At 46.4% G+C, this 25,483-nt stretch carries 23 protein-coding genes and 1 riboswitch; of the genes, 9 read left to right on the forward strand and 14 right to left on the reverse strand.

Features of this window, described 5'->3' with window-relative positions; genetic code table 11:
- Window positions 1-75 precede the first annotated feature (75 nt).
- Window positions 76-924: a nitrate ABC transporter permease gene (ntrB, locus tag QUB56_RS12135; protein ID WP_332955418.1), complete on the reverse strand. Its 849-nt coding sequence runs from the start codon at window positions 922-924 to the stop codon at window positions 76-78.
- A 99-nt stretch (window positions 925-1,023) separates the two neighbouring features.
- Window positions 1,024-1,236: riboswitch (cyclic di-AMP (ydaO/yuaA leader) on the reverse strand.
- On the reverse strand, window positions 1,220-1,486 hold the full coding sequence (locus QUB56_RS12140) for a hypothetical protein (protein ID WP_332955419.1): 267 nt from the start codon (window positions 1,484-1,486) through the stop codon (window positions 1,220-1,222). (Overlaps the previous riboswitch by 17 nt.)
- A gap of 89 nt (window positions 1,487-1,575) precedes the next feature.
- Here QUB56_RS12140 and QUB56_RS12145 point away from each other — a divergent pair, with 89 nt between their 5' ends.
- Complete coding sequence (locus QUB56_RS12145) at window positions 1,576-3,009, forward strand: transposase (protein ID WP_332955420.1); 1,434 nt, start codon at window positions 1,576-1,578, stop codon at window positions 3,007-3,009.
- Window positions 3,010-3,080: 71 nt separating this feature from the next.
- On the forward strand, window positions 3,081-4,286 hold the full coding sequence (locus QUB56_RS12150; RefSeq protein WP_332955421.1) for a sensor histidine kinase: 1,206 nt from the start codon (window positions 3,081-3,083) through the stop codon (window positions 4,284-4,286).
- Window positions 4,287-4,407: 121 nt separating this feature from the next.
- Here QUB56_RS12150 and QUB56_RS12155 read toward each other — a convergent pair whose 3' ends face one another.
- Window positions 4,408-5,745, reverse strand: a complete 1,338-nt coding sequence (locus tag QUB56_RS12155; RefSeq protein WP_332955422.1) for an ArsB/NhaD family transporter — start codon at window positions 5,743-5,745, stop codon at window positions 4,408-4,410.
- Between the two features lie 98 nt (window positions 5,746-5,843).
- On the opposite strand from QUB56_RS12155, the gene QUB56_RS12160 reads away from it, so the two are divergent.
- On the forward strand, window positions 5,844-7,244 hold the full coding sequence (locus QUB56_RS12160; protein ID WP_332955423.1) for a HAMP domain-containing sensor histidine kinase: 1,401 nt from the start codon (window positions 5,844-5,846) through the stop codon (window positions 7,242-7,244).
- 141 nt (window positions 7,245-7,385) lie between these two features.
- Here QUB56_RS12160 and QUB56_RS12165 read toward each other — a convergent pair whose 3' ends face one another.
- A complete protein-coding gene (locus tag QUB56_RS12165; RefSeq protein WP_332955424.1) occupies window positions 7,386-7,748 on the reverse strand; it encodes a hypothetical protein in 363 nt (120 codons plus the stop codon).
- Window positions 7,749-7,976: 228 nt separating this feature from the next.
- Here QUB56_RS12165 and bchD point away from each other — a divergent pair, with 228 nt between their 5' ends.
- Window positions 7,977-10,088, forward strand: coding sequence for a magnesium chelatase ATPase subunit D (bchD, locus tag QUB56_RS12170; RefSeq protein WP_332955425.1), 2,112 nt, complete (start codon window positions 7,977-7,979; stop codon window positions 10,086-10,088).
- Window positions 10,089-10,170: 82 nt separating this feature from the next.
- On the opposite strand, the gene QUB56_RS12175 is transcribed toward bchD, so the two are convergent.
- Complete coding sequence (locus QUB56_RS12175; RefSeq protein ID WP_332955426.1) at window positions 10,171-10,491, reverse strand: PEP-CTERM sorting domain-containing protein; 321 nt, start codon at window positions 10,489-10,491, stop codon at window positions 10,171-10,173.
- A 543-nt stretch (window positions 10,492-11,034) separates the two neighbouring features.
- On the opposite strand from QUB56_RS12175, the gene QUB56_RS12180 reads away from it, so the two are divergent.
- The 5 genes from QUB56_RS12180 to rpsU all read left to right on the forward strand — a co-directional run bounded on the left by QUB56_RS12180 (window position 11,035) and on the right by rpsU (window position 16,780).
- The gene (locus QUB56_RS12180) at window positions 11,035-11,763 is read left to right on the forward strand and encodes a Bax inhibitor-1 family protein (protein ID WP_332955427.1); all 729 of its coding nucleotides are present in this window, start codon (window positions 11,035-11,037) and stop codon (window positions 11,761-11,763) included.
- Between the two features lie 350 nt (window positions 11,764-12,113).
- Window positions 12,114-13,697 (forward strand): tetratricopeptide repeat protein, encoded by a 1,584-nt coding sequence (locus QUB56_RS12185; protein WP_332955428.1) that lies wholly within the window; start codon window positions 12,114-12,116, stop codon window positions 13,695-13,697.
- A 361-nt stretch (window positions 13,698-14,058) separates the two neighbouring features.
- Window positions 14,059-15,075, forward strand: a complete 1,017-nt coding sequence (locus QUB56_RS12190; RefSeq protein WP_332955475.1) for a PCRF domain-containing protein — start codon at window positions 14,059-14,061, stop codon at window positions 15,073-15,075.
- Between the two features lie 67 nt (window positions 15,076-15,142).
- Window positions 15,143-16,262 (forward strand): peptide chain release factor 2 gene (prfB, locus tag QUB56_RS12195; RefSeq protein WP_332955429.1). Its coding sequence is split into 2 segments (ribosomal slippage): window positions 15,143-15,214 and window positions 15,216-16,262, totalling 1,119 coding nucleotides; the frame shifts between segments, so codons are not numbered across the junction.
- Between the two features lie 323 nt (window positions 16,263-16,585).
- The gene (gene rpsU, locus QUB56_RS12200) at window positions 16,586-16,780 is read left to right on the forward strand and encodes a 30S ribosomal protein S21 (protein WP_006632476.1); all 195 of its coding nucleotides are present in this window, start codon (window positions 16,586-16,588) and stop codon (window positions 16,778-16,780) included.
- A 2-nt stretch (window positions 16,781-16,782) separates the two neighbouring features.
- Here the strand turns inward: rpsU and QUB56_RS12205 are convergent, their stop codons facing one another.
- The 9 genes from QUB56_RS12205 to opcA form a co-directional block, all read right to left on the reverse strand.
- On the reverse strand, window positions 16,783-18,243 hold the full coding sequence (locus QUB56_RS12205) for an AtzE family amidohydrolase (protein WP_332955430.1): 1,461 nt from the start codon (window positions 18,241-18,243) through the stop codon (window positions 16,783-16,785).
- 24 nt (window positions 18,244-18,267) lie between these two features.
- On the reverse strand, window positions 18,268-18,444 hold the full coding sequence (locus QUB56_RS12210; protein ID WP_332955432.1) for a DUF4089 domain-containing protein: 177 nt from the start codon (window positions 18,442-18,444) through the stop codon (window positions 18,268-18,270).
- A 119-nt stretch (window positions 18,445-18,563) separates the two neighbouring features.
- Window positions 18,564-19,052 carry a KGK domain-containing protein gene (locus QUB56_RS12215; RefSeq protein WP_332955434.1) on the reverse strand — a complete coding sequence of 163 codons (489 nt, stop codon included), beginning with the start codon at window positions 19,050-19,052 and terminating at the stop codon, window positions 18,564-18,566.
- A gap of 169 nt (window positions 19,053-19,221) precedes the next feature.
- A complete protein-coding gene (locus QUB56_RS12220) occupies window positions 19,222-19,674 on the reverse strand; it encodes a hypothetical protein (protein WP_332955435.1) in 453 nt (150 codons plus the stop codon).
- A gap of 11 nt (window positions 19,675-19,685) precedes the next feature.
- Window positions 19,686-19,994 carry a hypothetical protein gene (locus QUB56_RS12225; RefSeq protein WP_332955436.1) on the reverse strand — a complete coding sequence of 103 codons (309 nt, stop codon included), beginning with the start codon at window positions 19,992-19,994 and terminating at the stop codon, window positions 19,686-19,688.
- A gap of 26 nt (window positions 19,995-20,020) precedes the next feature.
- Entirely contained in the window at window positions 20,021-21,289 is a 1,269-nt protein-coding gene (codA, locus tag QUB56_RS12230) for a cytosine deaminase (protein WP_332955438.1), read from the reverse strand.
- A gap of 211 nt (window positions 21,290-21,500) precedes the next feature.
- The gene (locus QUB56_RS12235; protein WP_332955440.1) at window positions 21,501-21,992 is read right to left on the reverse strand and encodes an ureidoglycolate lyase; all 492 of its coding nucleotides are present in this window, start codon (window positions 21,990-21,992) and stop codon (window positions 21,501-21,503) included.
- Window positions 21,993-22,209: 217 nt separating this feature from the next.
- On the reverse strand, window positions 22,210-23,685 hold the full coding sequence (locus QUB56_RS12240) for a cobyrinate a,c-diamide synthase (protein ID WP_332955442.1): 1,476 nt from the start codon (window positions 23,683-23,685) through the stop codon (window positions 22,210-22,212).
- Between the two features lie 388 nt (window positions 23,686-24,073).
- On the reverse strand, window positions 24,074-25,441 hold the full coding sequence (gene opcA / locus QUB56_RS12245) for a glucose-6-phosphate dehydrogenase assembly protein OpcA (RefSeq protein WP_332955444.1): 1,368 nt from the start codon (window positions 25,439-25,441) through the stop codon (window positions 24,074-24,076).
- Window positions 25,442-25,483 lie beyond the last annotated feature (42 nt).

Consider the following 25,483-nt stretch of genomic DNA (forward strand, 5'->3'; position numbering starts at 1 on the left):
ACCGCAGATTTAAGGCAGATAAACACAGATAAACGCAGATAATTTCAAGAGATGAGGATGACTGATGACTGATGATTAATGGCTCTTGATCGATCTATGCGTTACTAATTCCTGAACTTTGTCCACTGCAGCGTCGAGCAACAATCCAGTTAAGCCGATTACAAACACCGCTAAAAATACTGAACTCAGATTCAAACGGCTCCACTCATCCCAGACAAAAAAGCCAATTCCTACACCGCCTGTGAGCATTTCCACGGCCACAATCACCAGCCAAGCAATCCCCAAACTAATCCGCAAACCTGTAAATATGTATGGCAAACTCGCCGGCCAAATTATCTTGGTAATCCGCCTCCAGCGCGGCATTTCTAACACTCGCGCCACATCCAGATAATCCTGGGAAACGCTAGAAACTCCCAAAGCTGTGTTGATAATTGTCGGCCACAAGGACGTGATGAATATGACAAAAATTGCTGACGGCTCTGCTAAATTAAAAATTGATAGAGCTATGGGCAGCCAAGCTAGCGGGGACACCGGTTTGAAGATTTGAATCAGCGGATTGAGCGCCATCATTGCCGGTTTCGACATCCCGATGAGAAATCCCAGGGGAATCGCAACTGCTGCACCCAAGAAAAATCCCACCAACACCCGGCGCAAACTCGCTAGCAGCAGCCAGCCAATGCCTAAATCTCCAGGCCCGCGCTGGTAAAATGGATGCAATATGTAATCAAAATTAGCTATTAATGCCTGATACGGAGTGGGTATCAAATCGCTGTTGAAGCTGGCAACAATCCACCACAAGCCAAGAATTCCTAAAAAACCCGCAGCAGGTAACAAAACAGCATCTCGGATCACCACGGGTTTTACACGCTTCCACGCTGCAACTCCTGCAAGTGCGATCGCAGATAAATTAAGCTGTATTAACATTTCAATCTCCTTCAGAGTCAGGGCAGGTACAAGAATCTTGAACAATACCAACCTGAGACACTGACGAAGCCAAACTATCTTTTTCAGAAATTTGGCTTTTCAGTCTCTTCTCAATGCCTGCGAAGTTAGCTGACGGGCTAGGACTGAGAGATGTCCTTCTCCTGAGATTTCAAAATCACAAATTACACTCTAATTTGGCAATTTTTAATTTTGCTTTTTAATTCTGTAGAGATTCGCCCCGAAAATTGGTTCCTCCGCTCCAACCACACGCTTGGTTTGAGCGCGCCCTGCTGGATTAGGCTTGACTTTTTAAGCCAATTTCACTTAAGCTAGCACGAACGTGGAAATTTGTCAATACTTTTTTAGAAATAGCTATTGGCGATCGGCGAAGCTCAAAAGTTGAGAGAAAATTCAAAAAGTTAATTGTTAACAACCAGCCGGGAAGTCCCTCGGTATATTTAGAGGGGATTAATCTGAGCGCTGCGCGAAGTACCCCGAATAAATTACCGTAGGGATCTCCAGAAGCGTCGGGTGTCGCGGACGGAAACCGACAATTAGACATTGCGAGTACCTTTAATTTTGATGTACTTTCTCAACATTAAATCAAAAGAAATGGTACATTAAGGTAGGTCGAAAAAAGGAAGTTAAAAAATGCAACTCACGTACAAATACCGCCTCAAACCCACAAAAGCCCAACTAACAACTATTGTGGCTCATTTAGAACTCTGCCGTCGGCAGTACAACTACCGATTCGGCGAAAGATTTAGGTGGTGGGAAGCAACGAGAACACCTATCAACGCCTGCCCATTGATTGTTTCGATAGTCCCGATTGAGGAAATTTATCAAAATATTCCCTTAACTAGGGTGCAAACTAGGGACGGCAGAAAAAAGGATGAGTCAGGCAATTCTTTGACTAAGAAAGGTGATGTTTTATCGAACCTTGAAGGCGGATATGTACAGTGGCAAACGATACAACTTGCCGACCTAAAAAACACCAAAAAACTATTTCATGACTACAAAGCGTTGGATTCTCAGGTTTTGCAAGATGTCGTCAACAGAGTTGAAACTTCCTTTTCAAATTTCACCACGCCCGATAAAAACGGCAATCGTAGAGGGAAGCCCAGATTCAAAGGGCTTCACTACTACAAATCCTTCACTTATCCTCAACTAGATAACTTAGATATTGTCAAGGACGAGCAAGATAGGATTTGTATTAGTCTCGCCAAAATAGGTCAAGTGCCTATGGTTTTCCACCGTCCAATACCAACAAAGTTCAAAGTTAAGACGGGTACAGTTATCCCAGAAGCGGATGGGTGGTATATTTCCCTGACGCTAGAAGATAAAACGGTTCCCGTAACGGTTGCAGAAATTCAACCGACGGTCGAAAATACTGTTGGTATTGATTTGGGAATAACCAATTACGTTTACCTATCCAATGGCGAAAGGGTTGAGAATCCTAGGTTTTTAAGGAAGTCGGCCCAGAAATTAGCAAGACTTCAAGCGAAGTTAGCTAATAGAGTTAAGGGTTCTAAGCCTTGGAAAGTTATCAAGGACAAGATTTCCCAACTCCATCAGTTCGTAGCTAGAGCTAGATTAGATTTTCAATTCAAAACTGCACATGAGTTACTTAGCAAGTGTGAAGTTTTAGTTGTTGAAGACTTGAGTGTTAAAAATCTAACTAGACGCGCCCAGCCTAAAACTGACATTGAGAATGGCAATTTGGTTTATTTGCCGAACGGCCAGTCAGCAAAAAGTGGCTTGAACAAATCGATGCTTGATGCTGCTCACGGACAATTCGCCAGCGTTCTCAAATATGTTGCTTGGAAGTTAGGTAAAACTGTTCTATTTGTTGACCCCAAAGGAACTTCTCAACATTGCTGGGATTGCCTCAACAAAGTTCCGAAAGAATTATCAGATCGGTGGCATTCTTGTCTGTGTGGAGAATCCTTGGATCGAGATGAAAATTCAGCCAAACTTATAAAGAAGATTGGATTGAGTTACGAAAGTGGCGGGGGAACTCCGTCACTCAAAAAAGCCTTTGAAAAAAAGGAAAAAGAAGCCTGCGGTCTAACTGTACTCAGTTGACCGTCAGGTTAGTTCACACTAACCTAGAGATATAAAATTCGATCGCTGATTTGATTTATATATTAAGGGCCATGATAGATTTTAGCCAAGCTCTACAAGATAAAATTGATATAATTGTCCAAAACTGGATCGAAGCTGTTCGCGCCGACGAGCAAATCGAAAGCGCCAAGCAACTCACCTATACTTCCGTGCGCGACAGCCTTCCCATCGTACTGCAAGCGATCGTAACTATGCTGTCGGAATCAGAAGAAAGCGACATTCGGACACTCATAGAAGAAAGTTTAGACCACGGGAGTGTCAGGGCAAAACAAGGCTACGATGCCGAAGAAATTGCGCGGGAATACCGCTTGCTGCGGAGGGTAATTTTCGATGCTTTGGAGCCAGAATTGCTAAAAGGCTCAGCCGCTGAAGTCAGCCGAGCTTACCGCTTAATTGACAGTGCCCTCGACGAAGTAATTGCTGACTGTTTCAAAACCTATACCCAGGCAAGATTCCAAGAACTACAGGAGTTGCAAAACCAATTGCAACTTACAAATCAAGAGCTGACTCGCTTAGTTCGCGCCAGTCAAGATAATCTATCTCACTTAGCTCACGAATTGAAAACTCCCCTCACCTCTATTATTGGTTACTCAGAATTGTTTTTGCGCCAAAGAAACAATCCTGGACTTAAAGATTCTGTTCCCAATTTGGCACATATTGATAAAGTCCTCAGCAACGGCAGACGCTTACTTAGATTAATTAACGATACTCTCGAAATCACGCGGTACGACGCGGGACGCATAAAATTGCAGCTAACTGCGACAAATGTGCGATCGGCGATCGGCACTGTTGTCCAAATAATCGAGCCTTTGGCGAAAGAAAAAAATTTAGAGCTCGTCGTTGAGTGCGATCCGGTTCTCGATCGAGTTATGACAGATTACTTGCGCTTGCAGCAAATTATCACCAACTTGGCGAGCAACGCCATTCGCTACACCCAAGCTGGTACTATTACCATAAAAACCCAATTATTGTCAGACAAACATTGGAGTATCTGCATCGCGGATACAGGAATTGGCATTGCTTCAGAAGACTGCGATCGGATTTTTATGCCCTATTTTCGGGCAGACAACTCCCAGGGAGCTTACATTCCGGACAGTACCGGCTTAGGGCTAGCAATTGTCGCTCGATTAGTCAACCTCTTGCAAGGTAAAATCGAATTAGTTTCTGAAGTAGGGGTTGGCTCTTCCTTCACTGTAATTTTCCCCTTGGAATTGGAGGGATTTGAGATTCAGGACTGACTTCAACCTCTATATGTAGGCTACGCCCTAAGCACCTTACCCCTTCTTTACTTCTCTAGCAACAAAAGTAATGACTAATGACTAATGACTAATGACTAATGACTGATGACTGATGACTTCTTCAAATCAGAAACCGAATAGTTACATAAACAGCCGCACTTATTAATTGCAGCGCCATCACAGGAAGCCCGTAACGCAGAAAAGTTTTAAAAGAAATCCGGCGCCCGTGCAGTTCAGAAATTCCCGCCGCCACTATATTGGAAGAAGCTCCTACCAAAGTGCCGTTTCCACCTAAAGTTGCTCCGTACATCATCGCATAAAACAGGGGCAGCACAGCAGGTGGAAACTGCCCTGCAAAATCCGGAGCCAGCACCTCTGTCGGTGCGATCCCGATATTGACAACATACTGTTTTAGCAGCGGCACCATCGCCACTACCAGCGGAATATTTGGCACCACGCTCGACATCAAACCCACAAAAAATAACAAAACTAAAGAACCAAGAAAAATATTTTTACCTAAAATAACTGCTAATATTCCAGATATATTGCCGATTACTCCGGTCTTTTCCAAACCGCCAATCAGCACAAAGATAGACATAAAAAATAGCAGGGTGCTCCAATCTAAATCCCGCAAAATATTATTAACAGAATCAAGTTGGGAATGGTGAGCTAAAAGCATTGCCAAAGCAGCCCCCAACAAAGCAACGGCTGCCGGTGAAATAGGCACGGGCAGAGTCTCTCCTATGACAAAAAAGGTCAGCACGAAAGCTATAATTAAGCCGCCTACTGCTAAAACTCGGGGGTGATTGATTTTTGGGTGCGGCAAATGTTCCAAATCGTCTAAGTTTTTGTGCCAAATTTCCCTCCACAGCCAAGGCAACATAACTAATATAACTGCTACGGCAATTACCCCGCCCAAACTTAACTTTACCAGGTAATCTGCAAAGCTCATGTTAATAGCATCGCCGACAATGAATGTCGCTGGATCGCCCACGATTGTCAGCAGTCCCGAACTGTTAGCTACAAATACCATTAAAATCAGTAACGGCACAAAATCTACACCGACTTCTTCTGCCATTGGCGGAATTAATGGTGCTAGCAGCATGACTGTCGTGGCATTGGGCAAAACTGCACAAATTGGCGTAGTAATGGCGACTATACCTAGCAAGAGATTTTTGCCTTTGCCTTTAGCCAAAAGCACCATTTGAGTTGCCAAATAGTCGAATACTTTGGTAGGCTCAAAGGCTCTCACCATTACCATGACTCCGAAGAATAACCCCAGCGTGGCGTGACTCCGAGCGATATATTCGATCGCATTGTTTAACGTCATCACGTGGGTAAAAACCAGAATCACCGCTCCCAGAAATGCCGCAACTGTAAGGTGTATCCATTCTGTAATTATTAAGAAAACTACACATATAAATGTTGCCGTAGCGATCGCAGCTTGCACGTTTTCCATTTAGTCCCCTGAAAAATTTTAAATTTTAAATTTTAAATTTAAGATATTTATTGCCATAAAATTATACTACTTTATGGCTCTTTTGTCAATAAGTTTAAGTGCTGGTTTGGGCAGCAACAAGCTGGGAGCGAGCGCTCGACACAGATCCAGCACAGGAAAAAAAATCACCTCAAAACTACTTCTTTTGGCAGGGTCGCGATCGCCGGAAGTTTGGTATGGCGATCGGGCGATCGCTCAACTACAATGAAGCATGGGCAATATCTGCCAAACTCAACCCCCACGCAGAAATCATGGACTATAGCCAAGTGCTCGCCGAAAAAACCGATACTATCGTCAAACACTGGATTGAAGCAGTACGCTTGGATCGGAAAATTGAAACGGCTGACGCCTTAACGCAATCAGCGATCGAAAATCACATACCTCACTTGCTGGCGGCGATGACCACAGTGCTTTCCCAATATCAAAGCAACGACATAAAAGTAATAATTGAAGCCAGTTTAGATCACGGATTTCTCAGAGCGGAACAAGGCTACGACGCAGCAGAAGTAGCCCGGGAATACCACTTATTGCGTCAAGTAATATTCTCCCAATTAGAAGCTGAATTGCTAGCAGGAACCACCGCCGACGTATTCAGAGCTTTTCGGCTGATAGATGCCGTAATAGACGAAGCAATTGCCCAGTGTTTCAACAGCTACGTCGCTCAGAGGCTGCAGGAACTTCAACAAATTCAAACTCAGTTACAACTCACCAATCAAGAACTCTCTCGCCTTGTCAGCGTCAATCAAGAAAACGTCTACCATTTGGCTCACGAACTCAAAACTCCTCTCAACTCAATTATTGGTTATTCCGAACTATTTCTGCGAAAAGAAAAATGGCAATCTGAAGTCAAAGATACCCTCCCCGGCATCGAACACATCGAGCGAGTATTGCGTAACGGCAGACAGTTGCTGCGCATGATTAATGACACACTAGAACTTTCTCGCGCTAATGCCGGAAAAATTAAACTTAACCTGCAGCGAACTAATGTACAATCTGTAATTAACACCGTAGTAGAAATGATGCAGCCAATTGCTGATGCTAAAGGACTCAAGCTCGCTGTTACCAGCGACTGCGCCCCAACACAAGTAATCGCCGACGGACAGCGGCTGCAACAAATTATGATCAACCTGCTGAGCAATGCCATTCGCTATACAGAATCTGGTAGGATTGAATTAAGTTGCCGCCGTGATGGAGAAGCAAATTGGGCGATCGCAATTACAGATACTGGCATTGGCATCGCCCCCGAAGATACAAAGCGCATCTTTGACCCCTTCTTTCAAGCAGGAGAAGCCGGCAAACAGCTCTTTCCCGCCGAAAGCACCGGGCTGGGATTAGCAATAGTATCGCGGCTCGTCTCGCTGCTGCAAGGCAAAATCGAACTAGTATCAGAAATAGGAGTCGGCTCAACTTTTACCGTGATTCTGCCCGTAGAAGTTAAAATTTTGCAAGAAGTAATTTAAAAGTTAAGAATTGTGAGTTATAAATCCCAGTTCTTAATTCACAACTCATAACTCTTAACCCATAACTCCGCAATTGCTTCAGTTATCATACTGTCGCTATTGCACCGCAGCTACTTTGAAGTATGAGCAAACACCTGCCTGCTATCTTCTAAACAAGCCATCTACAAGAGACGATATCGAACTAACTAACCAGATAAAAGCACTTGCCAGGAAAATGTTCTCTCTAAGTTCTCTTCGATCGAGCCTGTAACTCGAACCCCGTCCCCCTCTACCTGCCCCGTCGCGCTCTAAGTCATAAATGACCTTTTCTGCGTACCATCTCTCAGACTTTCCGGGATACCTTTCTCTAGCATGATTCAGCAGTCGTTTGGCTAAAGCTTTGTTTCCTTTGACAGCTTGCAACAAGTTTCTATCTATCCCTTCTGTGTCCTGGGAATCGCGCCATATAAAAAAAGCGATAATAGCAATTGCTACTAACAGACTTATTGTTAGTATGGGTTTCACAGCTTATTATTTATTAAAGGACCCTATGATTCTATTTGATAATTTGATTTTGTGACAAGATGCCAGCCGGATAATATACAATTTTTAACATTGTTGAGTCCGGAGAGCTTTATAATACTAAATCGTACTGTATCGTACTGTACAAAAAAGTATTGGTCAGAAACGCGATCGCATCCTACTGGTAGTATGATAAGTATATCAAAGCCTCTTTAACAGAACATTATTTCGATGTCCGCCCTCTACGCAACCCCTACCGTGACAGCATTTCCCCTAACAGCCGTTGTTGGACAAGAAGCAATCAAACTAGCCCTACTTTTAGCAGCAGTCGATCCCGGATTGGGAGGAGTTGCGATCGCAGGTCGCCGCGGCACCGCCAAATCAGTCATGGCCCGCGCCTTGCATTCCTTATTGCCGCCAATTGAAATTATCAAAGACTCTTTTTGCAACGCCGATCCTCAAGAACTTATTGTGGAACAGGCATCTTGCTTGAAGGCCGAAAATAGCGAGCCAGATGCCCACACCACAAATACTAATCTCACCACCGAAATTATTCCCACACCCTTCATCCAAATTCCTTTGGGTGTAACCGAAGACCGACTCTTAGGTTCCGTCGATGTGGAACAATCAGTAAAATTCGGCCAAACCGTATTTCAACCAGGACTCTTAGCCCAAGCAAATCGAGGCGTACTTTATGTAGACGAAATTAACCTCCTTGATGACAACATTTCCAACCAATTGCTAACAGTATTAACCGAAGGGCGCAACCAAATAGAACGCGAAGGCATTAGCTTCCAACACCCCTGCAAACCTCTATTTATTGCCACCTACAACCCCGAAGAAGGGCCGCTCAGAGAACATTTGCTCGATCGCATCGCGATCGTACTTTCAGCCGACGCAGCACTCGAACTAGAAGAAAGAGTCTATGCAGTAGAACAAGCTTTATCCTACTCCAGCTCACCCCAACAATTTCTCAATCAATACGCCGAAGACACTGACAACCTCAAAACCCAAATTATCCTAGCCAGAGAATGGCTCAAAGATGTCAGCATTAAACGGGAACAAATTGCCTACCTAGTAGAAGAAGCCATCCGGGGTGGCGTTCAAGGACACCGCGCCGAAATATTCTCCGTCCGCGTAGCCATTGCCGCCGCCGCCATCGAGGGACGCACAGAAGTTAACGCCGAAGACCTGCGCCGCGCCGTAGAATTAGTCATCGTACCCCGCGCCACCATCATCCAAACTCCCCCAGACGAAAACTCTCCTCCTCCTCCCCCCCCACCGCCTCCCCAAAAGCAGTCAGAACAAGAACAAGACGAACCAGAAAACCAGCAAGAAGACGAAGAAGACCAAGAGGATGAAGACAACCCAGAACCTCAAGAAGAACCAGAAAAAGATACCATTCCCGAAGAATTTCTCTTCGATCCCGAAGGCGTAATTCTCGACCCCAGCGTGCTTTTCTTCGCCCAAGCCGCCAACCGCCAAGGCAAATCGGGCAGCAGAAGCACCATTTTCTCCGAAGATAGAGGCCGTTACGTCAAGCCAGTATTGCCCAAAGGCCCCGTCCGCCGCATCGCCGTTGACGCCACCCTCAGAGCCGCCGCACCCTACCAAAAAGCCCGTCGCGACAGGAATTCCCTCCCCCCCCAACCCCCCCTTGCTTCGGGGGGACAAGGGGGGGTTGAGCGCCGTGTATTTGTCGAACAGGGAGACATTCGGGCGAAGCGCTTGGCCAGAAAAGCTGGAGCTTTAGTCGTCTTTGTCGTCGATGCCTCCGGTTCTATGGCCCTCAACCGGATGCAGTCGGCCAAAGGTGCAGTCATGCAGCTACTCACAGAAGCTTATCAAAGCCGCGACCAAGTTGCTCTCATTCCCTTTCGGGGAGAACAAGCAGAAGTGCTGCTACCGCCGACTCGCTCGATAGCGTTGGCCCGCAAACGTTTGGAACGGTTGCCCTGCGGCGGCGGTTCCCCCCTCGCCCACGGTTTGACTCAAGCCGTGCGCGTGGGAGTCAACGCGCGGCAGTCTGGAGATATCGGTCAAGTTGCGATTGTCGCCATTACCGACGGACGCGGTAATATTCCTTTGGCTCGTTCTTTGGGCGAACCGATTTTAGATGGAGAAAAGCCTGATATTAAGAAGGAATTGTTAGAAATTGCTGCCAAAATTCGTGGGTTGGGAATGCAGTTGCTGGTGATTGATACCGAGAGCAAGTTTATTTCGACTGGCTTTGCGAAGGAATTGGCCAAGACTTCTGGAGGGAAATACTATCACTTGCCGAAAGCTACCGAACAGTCGATCGCAGCTATGACTAAAAATGCTCTGCGCGACGCGATCGGCTAACATCCTGATACCCGCATTTATCTGCGTTTATCCGCGTTTATCTGCGGTTAAAAATCCCAAAATTAGACTTTTTGCCAAAAGTCTAATTTTTAATTCTCACTCTCCGGCGAGTCACCGCCAGCGAACCCGCCACTAAACCCAACCCTACCACCGTAGAAGACTCAGGAATTCTCATCGGCAGCACCCGTGTTACCCTTCCGGGCCTCGGGCTTGGAGAAGTTGTACCTTGGGGGAGTTGAGCGATATTAGTCAGCAGCAAATTTTCTAAACCCTGCCCTGAAGCTGCGGTAGAAACGGCTGGGACATTAGCTGCAACGGCAGCTTGACCGCCGGACATAACGGCGGCAGCCAGTAAAATTCCGGTTGCATGTGGCAATAATTTGCGCTCAAAAAAGGTGTGCATGGGAGATTACCTATTTAGCATTTTGTCGCTCAAACTCGATCTATTTATTAATTTCCTGGGCATTCTCTGTCTGAGCTACCTTAGCAATTAACCGAACCGATTTTAGATTTTAGATTTTAGATTTTAGATTTTAGATTATTGGAGTTTCTGAGCCCTAGTTTCCACTAGGCCACAAATTAAAAATCTCAAATCAACTGCTGCCCCTGCCTCTATAATAGACTCCTCAATCCCAAATCGTAAAACCCCCATCCAAAATTGATTGATCTCAACTATCTGCGAGTCGATCGACTTTAAGCTTGCCCATCGCCGCAGATAGAGCCCGATCTTTAACCTCAGTTATAGCTCGGCCGCGACGGGCAACAGTGCCAGAGGGCGACACCCCACAGACTTGATCAGACTCGATTATAAACAATCGATCCGTGCTTTAGAGTGATGTCACCCCCTTTCTTTATCAAATCTTTAAACTGTTTGAGGTTTTGCAAACAAACTGTAAAGCTGTCAAAATAGAGATAGCAATTCTCAGCCAAAATTAGGTAAATCCTCGTGAGTAACACTAGCAATTTTCGCGAAGCCGTGCGCGAGGCCAAAAACCACGCGCTGGTAGGCCCCAACGTCATCTCCAACGCTCTCCCCTTCGTGGGCGGCGGACTTGTCTTAACTGCTGTCGGCACCTACGGCGGCCTGGGAGTGATCCGCAACTATCCCGGGATCTTCTTTCCCACATTCATCGCCGCGATCGTCCTAGAATTAATTCTGTTCTTTGTCGCTCGCGCCGCCGCCGAACAAGGCAACAAAAATACCGCTTTGCCCCTGCTGGCAACCTACAGCTTGCTTTCCGGCTACACCCTCAGCGGATTGGTGTCTCTAGCCCTCAGCACCCAAGGCGTCGGCATCTCCGGCATCGGTTTTGCTGCTCTCGGCTGTGGCCTTACCTTCATCGCCGCCCGCCAAATTGGGTCCAACCTTTCTGAAGAAGACGGCATGGCCCTCACCAAAACTATCAGTTTAGGTGTCATAGCTTTGTTAGTCGTCGTTGGCGGTCAGTTTCTGCTCTCTCTATTTGGCGTCTACACCCCAACCTGGTTGGAAATTGGCATTTCTGGCGTCGGCGTGTTTATATTTGCAGGCGCTGCGATCGTCGATTTTTACATATTACCCCGCAGCTACCGCGACGATCAGTATTTGCCCGCTGCTCTGTCGATGTACTTGACCTACATCAACTTGTTCATTTTCATTCTGCGCCTGCTGATTGCTCTCAACGGCCGGGATTAATTGAAAATTTAGCTTAAAAAAAACCGCGGCTCGATCGACATCCTGCCGCGGTTTTTGATTAAGATTGGGAATCTAGATAGTCGTCATCGCCTCAAGCGCGATCGCCAACAAAACTTATACAGCGTATTCCAGGTTTATGAAGTAGGGACACGGAACCGGGTCCGGTGTCCCTACGGCGGGGATAGAGCCCTATGTGATCTCCTCGCTCAACCAGGAATACGCTGTATCATGTCCTCCGGCTGAAGGCATGAGGTATAATTTTACTTTTTAATGACTTAATCAAAAGTCTTGTTATCTAATTCTGTCGATCGCGATTTCAACATTCATAAAAAATCCATAGGATAAAACTCATGTACTTAAAATATGAAGATATCAGAAGAGTCAGCGTAGAAATTACCTCCCGGTGCAATGCAGCTTGCCCGCAGTGTCCCCGCACCGACAACCCGATTTTGCCGGGGGCGGAATTAAAGATGCAGGATATTGAGAGAATTTTTCCCAAAGAGTTTTGCTCTCAGTTGGATTTGGTTTATATGTGCGGCAACTACGGCGATGCTATGACTAGCAATACGACAATTCCCGCGATCGAGTATTTGCACCGCATGGGAGTTCCTCATATCTGCCTGTACACCAACGGTAGCGGACGCAATCCCGACTGGTGGCACAAGCTGGCAAAGGCGATGACAGGAGAATGCGACCGCGTAATTTTTAGTATCGACGGGTTGGCAGATACTAACAGCATCTACCGCCAAAATACCAACTGGGACAGGATAATGCAGTCTGTTAATTCCTTCATCCAAGCAGGCGGAAAAGCTGTATGGCACTACTTGATTTTTGAACACAACCAGCACCAAGTAGAAGCAGCGCGGGATTTAGCCCAACAACTAGGATTTGTCGAGTTTGTACCGAAAGCTACCTCTCGTTTTGTGGCGAAAGAGATTTATGACAAAGAGTCCGCAAATCAACAGCCTCAGAAGCCAGAAAATTCTCAGGTAGAGGCTGAGAGCGATCGCCCAAACCCACCAGCAACAGCGAATGTATCAGCCCCTCAGCATCAAGAACAGGCCGCGCTTGAGTTCCACCAACAAGCTGAGGAATGTTTGAAACAAGGAAAGCTATCAGAGGCGATCGCAGCCAGCCAACAAGCCCTAAAAATTCAGCCTAATTTGGCAGCAGCCTGCAAAACTTTAGGCAACGCTTTTCAAGGTTTGGGGAAGATGCAAGCAGCAGCAGATTGTTACGCCAAGGCACTCCAAATTCAGCCTAATTTTCCCGAAGTTTATGCTAATGTCGGCAGTCTTTATGCTCAACAGCAACAGTGGCAGCCAGCTAGTGCTTATTACCAAAAGGCGATCGAACTTAAACCAGATTTTGCCGGAGCTTATCGCAATTTAGCTAAAGTGTTGACGCAGCTGGGGCAACCAGAAAAAGCAAATTATGCTTGGTATCAAGCTATAGCTATCGAAACCTCTCAAGCACCAGAACCAACTCCTTCTGTCCCATCAAAGCCAGCCAGCGAAGAACTCCAACCCCCATCCTTGGAACAATATAAAAATCCGCAGGGAGACCAATTTATTCAAGCTGTAGAAAAATTTGGTAGCCTAAACAATTACTACCGAAATGTAGAAATTAGCTGCCAAACTCAAGCCAGCAAAGAGATTTTCATCAGTTTTGAAGCCGAACTCTGGCCTTGCTGTTGGGTAAGCCATACTAAATACGCTGTTTATAACCACACTTACAGACCGCAAATGCTGGCTTTACTTGAAAAGTACGGCAAGGGGTTTAATTCTCTCAGAACTCAATCTGTGAAAGATGCCCTGGAAAGTGATTGGTTTCGCGAAGACCTCACAAAAAGTTTTTCCTGTTCTAAAAGGTTGGACGTCTGCGCTCACGAATGCGGTAAAACTTTCAATTCAACAGGTTCGCAGTACATTTAGTCACCTCTGCAACCGGAAAAAACCTCAGAAACCCGGTTTATTGACGAACAGCCTACATTTTCGGCTAAGCCCGGGGCAAGAAATTAAGCTGGTAGGGTGCGTAGCGGGCGAAGCATTACTCGCTATTACGGGTTTTGACTTCCTAACGCACCCTACGATACCAGATTCATCCGCGTTCATCCGCGTAAATCTGCCTACATCTGCGGTCAAAAAATCTTTCCGAATATTTTTGCAACAAGCAGCCTGCCGACAGCTAAAATCAATATTACCACCCACAACGCCGGAGAACTCACAGTGGAAGTTCTAGACCTCAAACACCATATCGAAACTTTGTCCGATCGCCTAACCAGTCTACAAGACTATCTTTAGCTCAGCATTAACCGCCGAGAGCCAAAAGTTACAACAGCTAGCAGCACAGCCGAAATCGGGCAACAGAATCAATACAGGCGAACGGCTACTCCAAGAACTAGACGCACTCCAATCCTACCAGCCAAAACTCAACCAGTGCCAAACAATTTTGGCAGATGCTACATCAGCACTGGAGTTACTCGAATTTCAAGCAGACGAGGAATTAGAGCAACAACTTCAAACTAATTTAGCTCAACTCAACTGCTCTCTCGAAGAGTGTGAATTAGAGCAATTGTTGAGCGGGCCTTGCGACAAAAATGGAGCCTACCTGATAATTAATGCAGCAATAGATGACTTAGATGCTCAAGACTGGGCAGAAATGTTGCTGAGAATGTATCTGGGCTGGGTACGGAACCGAGGCTATAGAGTTAGGTTAGTTGAAGAGTCGCGATCGACAGATAGAGGAATTAATTCTGCAACTTTGGCAATAGACGGACGTTACGCTTACGGCTATCTAAAGTCAGAAACCGGAGTGCATCTACTGAAACGTACATCGCCTTTTAATATTACCAGAAAGCAGGCGAGTTCAGCGACGGTGGAAGTTGTGCCGTATGTGGAACTGGAGATTCCACAGCAGGATTTAGAATTAATAATCTTGCCTTCTCCCTACCGGATTTCTGTGAAAGTTTCAGATTGGGTGAAGATTGTTCATGTTCCTACTGGTATTTCTGCAATATCTGGGGAGGAGCGGAGTCGATTGCAAAATAGAGAAAGGGCTTTGGCGGTTCTCACCAGCAAACTGTTTGCTATTATGCAAAGGCAAGGAGTTCAAGAGCTTGCAGACATTCAGGGCGAGATCCTAAAAACAGTCCTCAACCAACCAATTCGGGAATATCAATTGGCCAGCGACAGCGCGAACCAGGGCAAAGTTTTGGATCTCCGTACAGGAATCCAAAAAACAGCCGTCGCCGAGGTGCTCGAGGGCAAAATTGACTCATTTATCAAAGCTGGTGTGCTGCTGAAAAATTGATTTGCACATTTAGAGCAAAATTTCAGCTAAACTCAAAAATACAGCCCACAACGCCGGAGAACTCACAGTGGAAGTTCTAGACATCAAACACAATATCGAAACTTTGTCCGATCGACTGGGTGCAACCCAGGACTATCTTTGACATCCCCGCACTCACAGCCAAAATTCAAGACTTAGAGCAAATCTGCGCCCAACCAGCATTTTGGGACGACCAAGATCGAGCTCAAGAAACCCTCCAAGAGCTTAATGACTTAAAATCTCATTTAGACCAATATCGCGGCTGGCAAACTAGCTTGGAAGATGCTAAAGCTATTTTAGAACTGCTGGAGTTAGAAGCCGACGAGTCCCTGTTCCAAGAAGCCTCATCGAGTCTTTCTCAGTTAACCCGCGAACTCGACCAGTGGGAACTGCAACAATTACTATCTGGACCCTACGATGAAGGCGGCGCCGTTTTGACGATTAACGCCGGGGCCGGCGGCACAGATGCTCAAGATTGGGCCGAAATGCTGCTGCGGATGTACACCCGCTGGGGGGAAAGTCGAGGTTACAAAGTACATTTAATGGAAATTTCCGAGGGAGAGGAAGCAGGTGTTAAATCGGCTTCTTTGGAAATTGTCGGCCGCTACGCTTACGGTTATATGCGATCGGAAAAAGGCACTCACCGTTTGGTGAGAATTTCGCCTTTTAATGCTAACGACAAGCGTCAAACCAGTTTTGCTGGCGTCGAAGTGATGCCAATTCTCGATCGGTCCGTCAAGTTGGACATTCCCGAAAAAGATTTGGAAATCACGACTTCCCGCGCGGGCGGCAAAGGCGGGCAAAACGTTAACAAGGTAGAAACCGCAGTCCGCATCGTTCACCTTCCTACTGGCTTGGCCGTCCGCTGCACAGAAGAACGCAGTCAGTTGCAAAATAAGGAAAAAGCTTTGGCATTACTCAAGGCTAGGCTGTTGGTGGTTGCTAAGGAACAGCGGGCTTCGGAAATTGCCGAGATTCGCGGCGACATGGTGGAGGCGGCTTGGGGCAACCAAATTCGCAATTATGTTTTTCACCCATACCAAATGGTCAAGGATTTGCGTACTGGGGTGGAAACAACCGCCATCGAAGATGTGATGAACGGCGAATTAGACCAGTTTATTCAAGCTTACCTGCGGCAGGAAAATCAGTTGATAGCCCAACCCTCTTAAACCAGTACCGGCAATCAAAGGGGTTCGTAGTGAGGATTTTAGCGATCGTCAAAATTTGAGGAATCATATCAAATCCGTTAGCATCGGAATAGTAAATTCGAGTTCACTGTTGACTGTTGACTGTTAACTGTTCACAGTCAACAGTCAACAGTCAACAGTCAACATCACGGACGGTGTAACCGGAAATGATATCAAGTCCTCACTACAAACCAATTTTATGGTATAATTTTGAGGTTTTGGGCGATCGCCAGACCTTCAACAGGTCGCGCCGTCAAAAAGCTTGATATGATAAAACTTGATCTAACAAACACTAAGGAGAAAGAATGACCCAAGTTGTAATAGGCGAAAATGAAGGGATTGAGTCAGCCCTACGACGGTTTAAGCGGCAAGTTTCCAAAGCGGGTATTTTCCCCGACATGAGAAAGCACCGCCACTTTGAAACCCCCTTGGAAAAGCAGAAGCGCAAAGCTATTGCCAGAAGGACTAAGAGACGCTTTCACCGCAACAACAAACCCTAGAATTAGGGGTCAATTGATTCGGCAGATACAAGGCCTTGCGATTCAAGTACCGCAGCGACTCGGAGAATCACCGCTTCGCTGTAGGGAGCACCAATAATTTGTACCCCCAAGGGCAAAGCGCCGGGCCGCTGTACGGGCACGCAAAGAACGGGCAAGCCAATAAATGATAGGGGTTGGGTGAAAAGTCCCAGATTGGGACGCACTAAGATTTCTTGTCCGGCTATTACCATTTTCTCGACGCCAATTTCAGGGGCAGCAATCGGGGTTGCGGGTGCGAGGATAATGTCTGTGTGTTGGAATATTTCGCGAATTCGATCGCGGTACCACTGTCTGAATCTCTGCGCTTGCAAGTACCAAGTCGCAGGGATCAGGGTTCCCGCTAAAAAGCGATCGCGCGTGGCAGGATCGAAGTCTTGAGGGCGCGATCGCAAATTGTCCAAATGCAAGTTTCCCCCCTCGCAAGCGGTAATGATAAATGCCGCAGCCCGGGCGCGATCGGATTCCGGTATGGTTACAGTTGCAAGCCCCCCTATTTTTGGGGGGTTTGTTGTTTGATTACCACAATCCAAGACATTTGTCAAGGCCTTAGCAACTATTTCTACAGCATCCATTGCTTCCGGTTCGGCCCCAGTGGCGAAATACCCGTCAGCAACAGCAATTCGCAATCCTTCGATGCCTTGATTTAACTGCGGCGAACAAAGTTCAGGCGGGCGTTGAGTGCAAACTGGGTCGCGAGAATCAGGACCTTGCAGGACATCGTACAGCAGCGCCATATCCCTGATCGATCGCCCAAACGGCCCGACACAATCCAAACTACCCGAAAATAAATAAGCGCCAGCCCTGGACAAACGGCCGTAAGTAGGCTTAAACCCAAAGACACCGCACAAAGCAGCCGGTACGCGGATGGAACCGTTAGTATCAGAACCGAGAGTGACAGGTACAAAACCGGCGGCGACTGCTGCTGCGGAACCGCCGCTGGAACCGCCAGCGATGCGCGCAGTATCGCGGGGATTGCGAGTCGGGCCGTAGTGGCTGTTTTCCGTCACAAAACCGTAGGCGTACTCATCCATGTTGAGCGTACCCACGAGCACAGCCCCAGCTTGTTTGAGTCGGGCGACCACCGCCGCGTCCTGGGTAGCCGGAGGATTGCCAGCGTTAATTTTTGACCCAGCTAGAGTAGTAATTCCGGCGACATCGAACAGATTTTTAACAGCGAAAGGAACGCCTGCTAAAGGGCCTGGGTTTTGGTTGCGTGCGATCGAACTATCTATATTTTCGGCTGCTGCGAGTGCGCTTGATGAAGTGATAGCAGTAAAACAATTAAAAGCTTTATCCTTAACAGCAATCCGTTCCAAAGCAGCACTTACCGCCAGTGTAGCCGTAACCTTACCCGATTTAACAGCCGCTGCCGTAGCAACCGCATCAGCCCTCTCCAAAAAACATCTGCGTTCATCCGCGTTCATCTGCCCTCATCTGCGGTTAAAAAACTAAGGTTCAAAGACCGGCGCGACTTCTACTTCTGGGGGTAAAGGAAACTCAGTAACGAGTCGGGCGATCGCAGCTATCCTCTCAAAGTTTACCACAACACCCGGCCGATATTCCGGCTCCAACGGTAAGTTTATCAGTTCAGCAGTGCGATCGACATATTCTTCTACATTTACCATAAGTCCCTCCAAAAAAAACATCCGCGTACATCCGCGTACATCCGCCCCCATCTGCGGTTAAAAATCTAAGCTTCAGATATAAGTGCGATGATTATTGTATCGTAATCGCGATCGGGCAGTCAGTTATTATTGCTCAGTTTTTTGTATTCCTCGGATTGCCTGATATCATCTAGAGGCGATATAGGTTCACTTGGTCGAGCGGGACTGAACTCTATACATATATCAATAATAGCTTCCTTATACTTTTTATAATCATTATTTTCGTAATATGAATTTACGACTCTTGCCTGCACTCTCAATTTCCCTTCCTGCCATCCTCCAGAACCCACTTTTAGAAGTTTACAATTTACTGAGTTTCTACATTTCCATTGAATTTCACTGCACAGAAAACCTTTTGAATCTAACGAAATCGTGCTTAAATCTGATTTGATATCCACACGTTCCGTAGAACCACCGCGATACATTGGTTGGCTGTGATAGCTTGTTAAAAACCTTTCTTTAAATTCTTGACTCACTAAATTCTTAAGTTTCGCTACTGTAAATGTATTATTGTTATCGAACAACAAAACATCATCATCGCGGTCTAGTGGTTTAAATTTATCATTCATAAAATTTGATGCGGTCGTGTACCGTTAAATATCAGGGGTGTAAAAGCATGAGTTACAAATGTTCCGGTGGGCAATGCCCACTCTACGAATACAACTATTTTGACATTTTTTAGGCCAGATTAATTAGTATATTTCATAAATTCAGCCCGGTTCGATGCTTGTTCCCAACTCAAACACTGACAGTTTCCCGCAACTTTTCAACGGCAACATCCAGCGGAGGCAAAGTAAAATCCTCAGCATCCATTAATTCCTTAACCTTCTCAAAAATCTCAACCTCCGCCTCTTCCTGGTCAGTTAGCTTATCATAAAAATAAGGGTCAGTAAACCACTGCTCAAAAGCCATTTCTAACCGCCCATTCGGTGCTAGTTCAAACCGCCAATACTTAGAAACTCTACTATCAACCACCTCAAACAGCGGTGCAGGATTCTGCATGGGATAATAGGTGTAGTTATCGTCACAGATATAGTACCAAACATTACCCTGCGATTGGTAAAGAGCGTAGACCACATATTCCTTGCCAAGCGTTAGGGGAAATTCCACTTCTTTCGTAAAATAGAACTCAGGCTTGAGGTAACTTTCAGGGAGAGCATTGCCTGTATTGGCAATACAGCGAATTTTCATGTTTTTTATAACTACAGATTTTTTAGTGCAACTTTAGGATATGTACGTTTGAATTTGAACTCAACAGTTTGGGCAGTCTCGTTATTTCTGAACCAATGTACTTCAACAACTGCTCCCTCAATTACTGCGGTTTGGGCACTAACCATTTTAACCCAATCACCGACTTTGCCCCCGTAATTAGCAACCAATCTGGGAGCATCTCCTAACGGCTTATCTGCACTGCCTTGAATTCGCTTGCCGACGCTAGCTTTAGCATCTTGCAACAGAAGTTGCTCCTGCAAATTTCTCGGAATCTCATCGGGAATAGCACCTTGATTCACAATTTAACAGCTTCAAATATTGTTTGTCAAATACCATAAAAACTCACTTTAGCAGGTTCAGTTTTCGCCAGCAACTTACCGCGCGAAATCACATACCGAACTGCCGCGCGCCTCCTAATTGCATCATAACAATCCTCAGCATCCAACACAATCAAATTTGCAGGTTTCCCCGCCTCAATCCCATAATTATCATCTCCCAGATAGAGAGTTTTAGCACCGTTGACAGTCAGCATATTAAAACAAGCTGCAATCTCAGCCATTCCCGTCATCTGACAAACATGAACCGCCATATGAGCCACATCCAACATATTTCCCGTACCTAAACTATACCAAGGATCTTGCACGGAGTCGTGGCCCAAACTCACATTCAATCCCTGCTGCCACAACTCCTTAACCCGCGTCACCCCACGGCGTTTGGGATAAGTATCAGCGCGGCCTTGCAGAGTGATATTAATTAAAGGATTAGCGATGAAATTAATTCCCGATTTTGCCAAACTTCCCATCAGCTTAAAAGCATAAGCATTGTTATAAGAACCGAAAGCCGTCGTGTGGCTAGCCGTCACCCGCGAACCAGCCCCGCTTCTAATCGCACAAGCCGCTACCACCTCCAAAAATCTCGACTGTTCATCATCGATTTCATCGCAGTGAACATCTATTAATCTATTGTATTTTTCAGCAAGTTCAAAAATTCGTTCAACCGACTTCACCCCATCTTCCCGCGTCAACTCATAATGCGGAATCCCGCCCACAGCATCCGCACCCATATCCAGAGATTTCTCTAAAAGTTTGTCATTTTCTGGACTTTCGTAAATCCCGTCTTGGGGAAAAGCCACAACTTGCAGAGTCATCCAATCTTTGACTTGTTCGCGAACTTCCAAAAGTCCTTGCAAAGCAGTCAGCGTCGGTTCGCTAACATCAGCGTGACTCCTGACAAACAAAATCCCTTGAGACGCTTGCAGCCTTAAAGTTTCAACAGCCCGTTTTTTGACATCATCCAGAGTTAAACTTAGCTTTCGTTCCCCCCAGATTTGAATTCCCTCGAACAAAGTGCCGCTTTTATTCCATCGCGGTTCCCCCGCAGTCAAAGCCGAATCGAGATGAATGTGCGACTCCACAAAAGGAGGACTAACTAAATTGCCTTGAATGTCGATTTCGCGTTCGCCAAATTCTGATATCCGAGGCGAAACAGCGACTATTCGGTCATCCTCAATAGCAATATCAACCGTTGGGCGATCGTCCTCCGCACCTAACAAACGACATTGGCGCAGAACAATGCTATACTTTTGCTCAGACATGAAAATTGCACCTAAATTTAACACTTGTAAACGCGATCCTTCCTAGTTGCTACTCAGTCTAGTGAGACCAAAAGAATTCCCCAATCACTTGCGAACCCCCTCCTTCTCCTCCTCTGCGTCCTCTGCGCCCTCTGCGGTCAAAAAATCTTACTCAAAAAACCAACCTATAACAATAATCACCAAAAAGAAAGCGAACTACAAATCGCCAAAATCAGACAATCTCAAACTCCAGATTGTGATTTTTCACAAAATCAAAGCTAAAATGGTCAACCACATTAGTATCGCTCAATTCCAGATTGTAAAAATCAACAAAATCCGCATCAAAATAGGGCCCAGCGTGCCAAGTCCCCACATCTAACTTAATAAAACAATTGCCCGGAATCCGAAAAGCAACAACATCATCCAAACTCGGTTTATCGCTAACCCCAGGAGGCGCAACCGCCATCAACCAATCCTTCCCCTCCAAAGAACCCAAACACTGAGTACATTGAACGTGCCGCGTAATTTTGCCAAACTTGCGACCTTCCTTCAGGAGCCGCATAATGTAAAATCTAGGAACACCATTTTGCAAATTTAACTGAGCATCCTCAGAATCGAAAGACTTGCCATCAACAGCCGCAAAGATAACTTGACCGTAAGGCCGAAAATTCTCCCGTGTCACCCATTGCGCAAACAACTGCTTAGTCGAAATTGATTCGCTCATAAAACCCAACATCCCTAGCATTCTCCGTCATAAATATTCTAATATAAATAGTAAGACCACTTTATTTCTACCTTGAGTGCAGCTAAAAACCAACCTTTCGACTCATCCCACAAAAAATAAACAAGATTGCCTTCATTCGATCGCCCTTCTTGAAATTAATCTGCGTTAATCTGTGTTAATCTGCCTGACATCTGCGGTTTCAGTATCAACCTTACAATCACGCATCAGCACACTGCTGCAAAAAACGAGCCGGAATATCACGACGAGCACCCCAATGCAAATGCAAATAAGAAGCGTGTACCCGACAAACTCCCCAACCTTCAGCAACCGCCTCAACCTCCCCCCGTTTGCCATACCTCCAACTGTGATAAACTGGATTAATCGGTTCCACAGTTAAATGCGATCGATGAAACTCATGTCCCCAAACCCGATCGAGAGCAGTTAACACCGAACTATCCCTCACCGCCACAGCTTCTCGGTATCCCAGCGTCAAACGCTTTCCCATCGCAGCAGAAGTTTCCAACACCCCCACCCCTTGCCAAGAATTGCCATCGAAGTCTACAATAGAATCGCACAAATACATCAAACCACCGCACTCCGCATAAGCCGGCATTCCCGCAAAAATAGCACTTCTTACCGCATCCCGAATTAAAACATTACCGCTCAATTTTTGAGCAAACACCTCCGGAAAACCGCCGCCAAAATATAACCCTTGCACGTTGTCAGGAAAAACCGAGTCATCAAGGGGGCTCCAAAATACCAACTCGGCACCCAACTCTTCCAACAAATCAAGATTGTCCTGATAGTAAAAATTAAAAGCCCGATCGCGCGCAACTGCAATCCTCACTCCAAATTGTTTACCCAAAGAGTTGACAACATCATCTTTTTGAGTTACAATTTCCGAAGGGAGACTGTGCCTACCCGAAAGTTGCTCAGACCCCTCACCCCCCCCATTTCGAGTTGCAGCCAACAAAGGCAAAAGTTGGTTCCAGTCAAAACTAACAGCAGCCAAATCAGCCAGTTTATCGATCGCAGCATGAAGATTCGGCAACTCCTCAGCAGGAATCAGCCCCAAATGTCGATCGGGAATAGTAACAGCCTCATCCCTACGCAAAACGCCCAAAATAGGTAAATTGAGCGGTTTTAGAGCATCTTGAAGCAGTTCCAAATGTCGGTCGCTCGCCACCCGATTCAGCACCAAACCAGCGAATTTAAGGTCAGGGTTAAAAGAACGAAAACCGTGGGCGATCGCAGCCACAGAACCAGAGAGCCTGCTGCAATCTATGACAAACAATACCGGCAAATTCAGCAAATAAGCCACATGAGCCGTAGAAGCAAAGGAAATAGAATAATTTTGTTCTGCTTCTGGCGACTCCCATCGCAATTCTTCCCTCTCTTCTTTCTTCCGAGAAACACCGTCAAATAAACCCATTACCCCTTCAACCAAGGCACAATTAACATCTTGAATATGACGAGAAAAACACTTTTTTACATAAGATTCAGACGTTAGTACGGGGTCTAAATTGCGACAGGGGCGACCAGTAACAAAAGCATGAAACATCGGGTCAATGTAATCGGGACCCACCTTAAAAGATTGAACATTCAAGCCGCGGCGGATTAAAAAAGCTAAAAGGGCGATCGTCACAGTCGTCTTTCCCGCACCGCTGCGTTCGCCAGCAATCACTAAAGCCATAGTTCTAGTTAGTTAAAATAAATAATAGATAAGATTGCCAAAGTCGCTTCCCCATCAGGAAATTATCTGCGTTCATCTGTGTTAATCTGCCTTGCATCTGCGGTTTCTGTATCAATCAAAGATTTATGCAATCCTTCCTCATAAAAATAGACAGTAGATCGAGTTATGAGTATTGCTCTCGAACCGCTCAAATAATAACTATTTAACGAACCGCGAAGACGCCAAGAGCGCGAAGGAAGAAAAGAGAAGAATAAAAGTAGGGCAGACATTGCCTGCCCCACTGAATGTTAACTCAATCCGTCTTGCTTATTTTTTTACTCCTTTCTCCTGATTCCATCCATCCGTTACATCCGTACATCCGCTACACAATTCGTTGCCGAACTTCTTTTTACTGTTTAACTAACTTCAGGATTTGAGCCGTTACTGCCAAACTTTCTTCGTAAAGCACATCTCGGCCCCAACTCTGCAGGTGCTGACCCAGCAACTGTTCCGTCACCTGGTCGAACAGAGGAGTCACCTGGTTAAACCGATCGGTTTGAGCGCCACCTTTGGTTTCCATCCGCATACAGCCGCCCGCTTCCGAACACAGAACTGTACCGCAGTCAGCCTTTTCGTTCGTAGAATTCAAACGCAGAGCAATCAAATCGCCCGGGACATCGCCCCAATCAGCAGTAGGAATAGCAGCCAACTCGGCTTCTACCACCCGTTCGTCGGGACCGGCGAATTTAATTCGCTTGATTTGGTAATCGCCCTCCTCTTGTTTGAAAGCAACCGGACGCCACTGAAGCCGGCTCGCCAGCCAGCCCAAATACATCAGCGCTTGAGTAGAATTTCCTTTTTCGTAATCGATCGTCACCCGATCGATTTCCCGAATCGCCGCGCGACGTTCCGGGGCGTCAAAAGCCTCAGCAGCCAACTCTTGCCACGCGGCCAACCGGCGCCAATTGAGATCGGCGATCGGAATGCCCTCCTCGATCAGACTTTGCATCAACAGCAATTCAGCTTCCGACTCGGTAAAGCTGCTAGAGTCAACAATCACAGAACTGCTAGTTGTCGCCAGCCGCTGGAACAAACCTCGATCGGCATCGGGATTCGCTTTCCACCACAGCAGCGTCGGCAAATCCGGGATCATCAACGCCGTCACGATGCCGCTCACCCGTTCCAGAGCAGCTTCCGTACCCCGGAGGGTAATGTACTCGCAGCAGATCAAATTGCCGCTGTTGCGCTTGTGAACCGGACAATAAGCAGCAACTTGAGCCTGCACGCCCCTATCTTCCCCCGCGGTCGGGCACAGAGCAATAATCCGGCAGGGATTCGCAGCCACGATCGCGTCAGCCACCCCCGAACCCCCGGAACCCAAGCCAGGCCCGCCCAACTTGGTGTCACCATTGGAATTTTTGCGAGCCACTTCTTCCCGCAAAGTCGCCAGCAATTCAGCGTTAGCTTTGCCAGTTCTTGGCAGTCCGTAAGCTTTTTGAGCAGCCCTGATGCTAGATGCCGTCATCGGCCCGGTAATACCGTCCACCGGCCCTTCATAAAACCCCAGATCCGCCAATAACTGCTGAGTTTCTTCCGGTTCGTAGACTACAAAAGTAAACGTTGTTGCCCTAGTAGCGATCGGAAAATCGCCCTTTGACCCTGATTCTCTGTAACTTTCCCAGATTTGACTCAATTCTGCCTCTATCTGGTCGATCGACACATCTTTAGGATTTTGCAGCGAAACCAGAGGCGGAGCTTTCATCGGTGTCATCGTCATAAATCTTTTCTCCTTTCTTCTTAGTTATTACTCATTGCTCAT

Source organism: Microcoleus sp. AR_TQ3_B6 (genome assembly GCF_036702785.1).
Taxonomy (GTDB): domain Bacteria; phylum Cyanobacteriota; class Cyanobacteriia; order Cyanobacteriales; family Microcoleaceae; genus Microcoleus.

Excerpts from the sequence above, each read along its gene's own strand:
- ntrB (WP_332955418.1), bottom strand. The coding sequence starts at position 924 with ATGTTAATACAGCTTAATTTATCTGCGATCGCACTTGCAGGAGTTGCA.
- QUB56_RS12140 (WP_332955419.1), bottom strand. The coding sequence starts at position 1,486 with ATGTCTAATTGTCGGTTTCCGTCCGCGACACCCGACGCTTCTGGAGAT.
- QUB56_RS12145 (WP_332955420.1), top strand. The coding sequence starts at position 1,576 with ATGCAACTCACGTACAAATACCGCCTCAAACCCACAAAAGCCCAACTA.
- QUB56_RS12150 (WP_332955421.1), top strand. The coding sequence starts at position 3,081 with ATGATAGATTTTAGCCAAGCTCTACAAGATAAAATTGATATAATTGTC.
- QUB56_RS12155 (WP_332955422.1), bottom strand. The coding sequence starts at position 5,745 with ATGGAAAACGTGCAAGCTGCGATCGCTACGGCAACATTTATATGTGTA.
- bchD (WP_332955425.1), top strand. The coding sequence starts at position 7,977 with ATGTCCGCCCTCTACGCAACCCCTACCGTGACAGCATTTCCCCTAACA.
- QUB56_RS12175 (WP_332955426.1), bottom strand. The coding sequence starts at position 10,491 with ATGCACACCTTTTTTGAGCGCAAATTATTGCCACATGCAACCGGAATT.
- QUB56_RS12185 (WP_332955428.1), top strand. The coding sequence starts at position 12,114 with ATGTACTTAAAATATGAAGATATCAGAAGAGTCAGCGTAGAAATTACC.
- rpsU (WP_006632476.1), top strand. The coding sequence starts at position 16,586 with ATGACCCAAGTTGTAATAGGCGAAAATGAAGGGATTGAGTCAGCCCTA.
- QUB56_RS12205 (WP_332955430.1), bottom strand. The coding sequence starts at position 18,243 with ATGAACGCGGATGAACGCAGATGTTTTTTGGAGAGGGCTGATGCGGTT.
- QUB56_RS12210 (WP_332955432.1), bottom strand. The coding sequence starts at position 18,444 with ATGGTAAATGTAGAAGAATATGTCGATCGCACTGCTGAACTGATAAAC.
- QUB56_RS12215 (WP_332955434.1), bottom strand. The coding sequence starts at position 19,052 with ATGAATGATAAATTTAAACCACTAGACCGCGATGATGATGTTTTGTTG.
- QUB56_RS12220 (WP_332955435.1), bottom strand. The coding sequence starts at position 19,674 with ATGAAAATTCGCTGTATTGCCAATACAGGCAATGCTCTCCCTGAAAGT.
- codA (WP_332955438.1), bottom strand. The coding sequence starts at position 21,289 with ATGTCTGAGCAAAAGTATAGCATTGTTCTGCGCCAATGTCGTTTGTTA.
- QUB56_RS12235 (WP_332955440.1), bottom strand. The coding sequence starts at position 21,992 with ATGAGCGAATCAATTTCGACTAAGCAGTTGTTTGCGCAATGGGTGACA.
- QUB56_RS12240 (WP_332955442.1), bottom strand. The coding sequence starts at position 23,685 with ATGGCTTTAGTGATTGCTGGCGAACGCAGCGGTGCGGGAAAGACGACT.
- opcA (WP_332955444.1), bottom strand. The coding sequence starts at position 25,441 with ATGACGATGACACCGATGAAAGCTCCGCCTCTGGTTTCGCTGCAAAAT.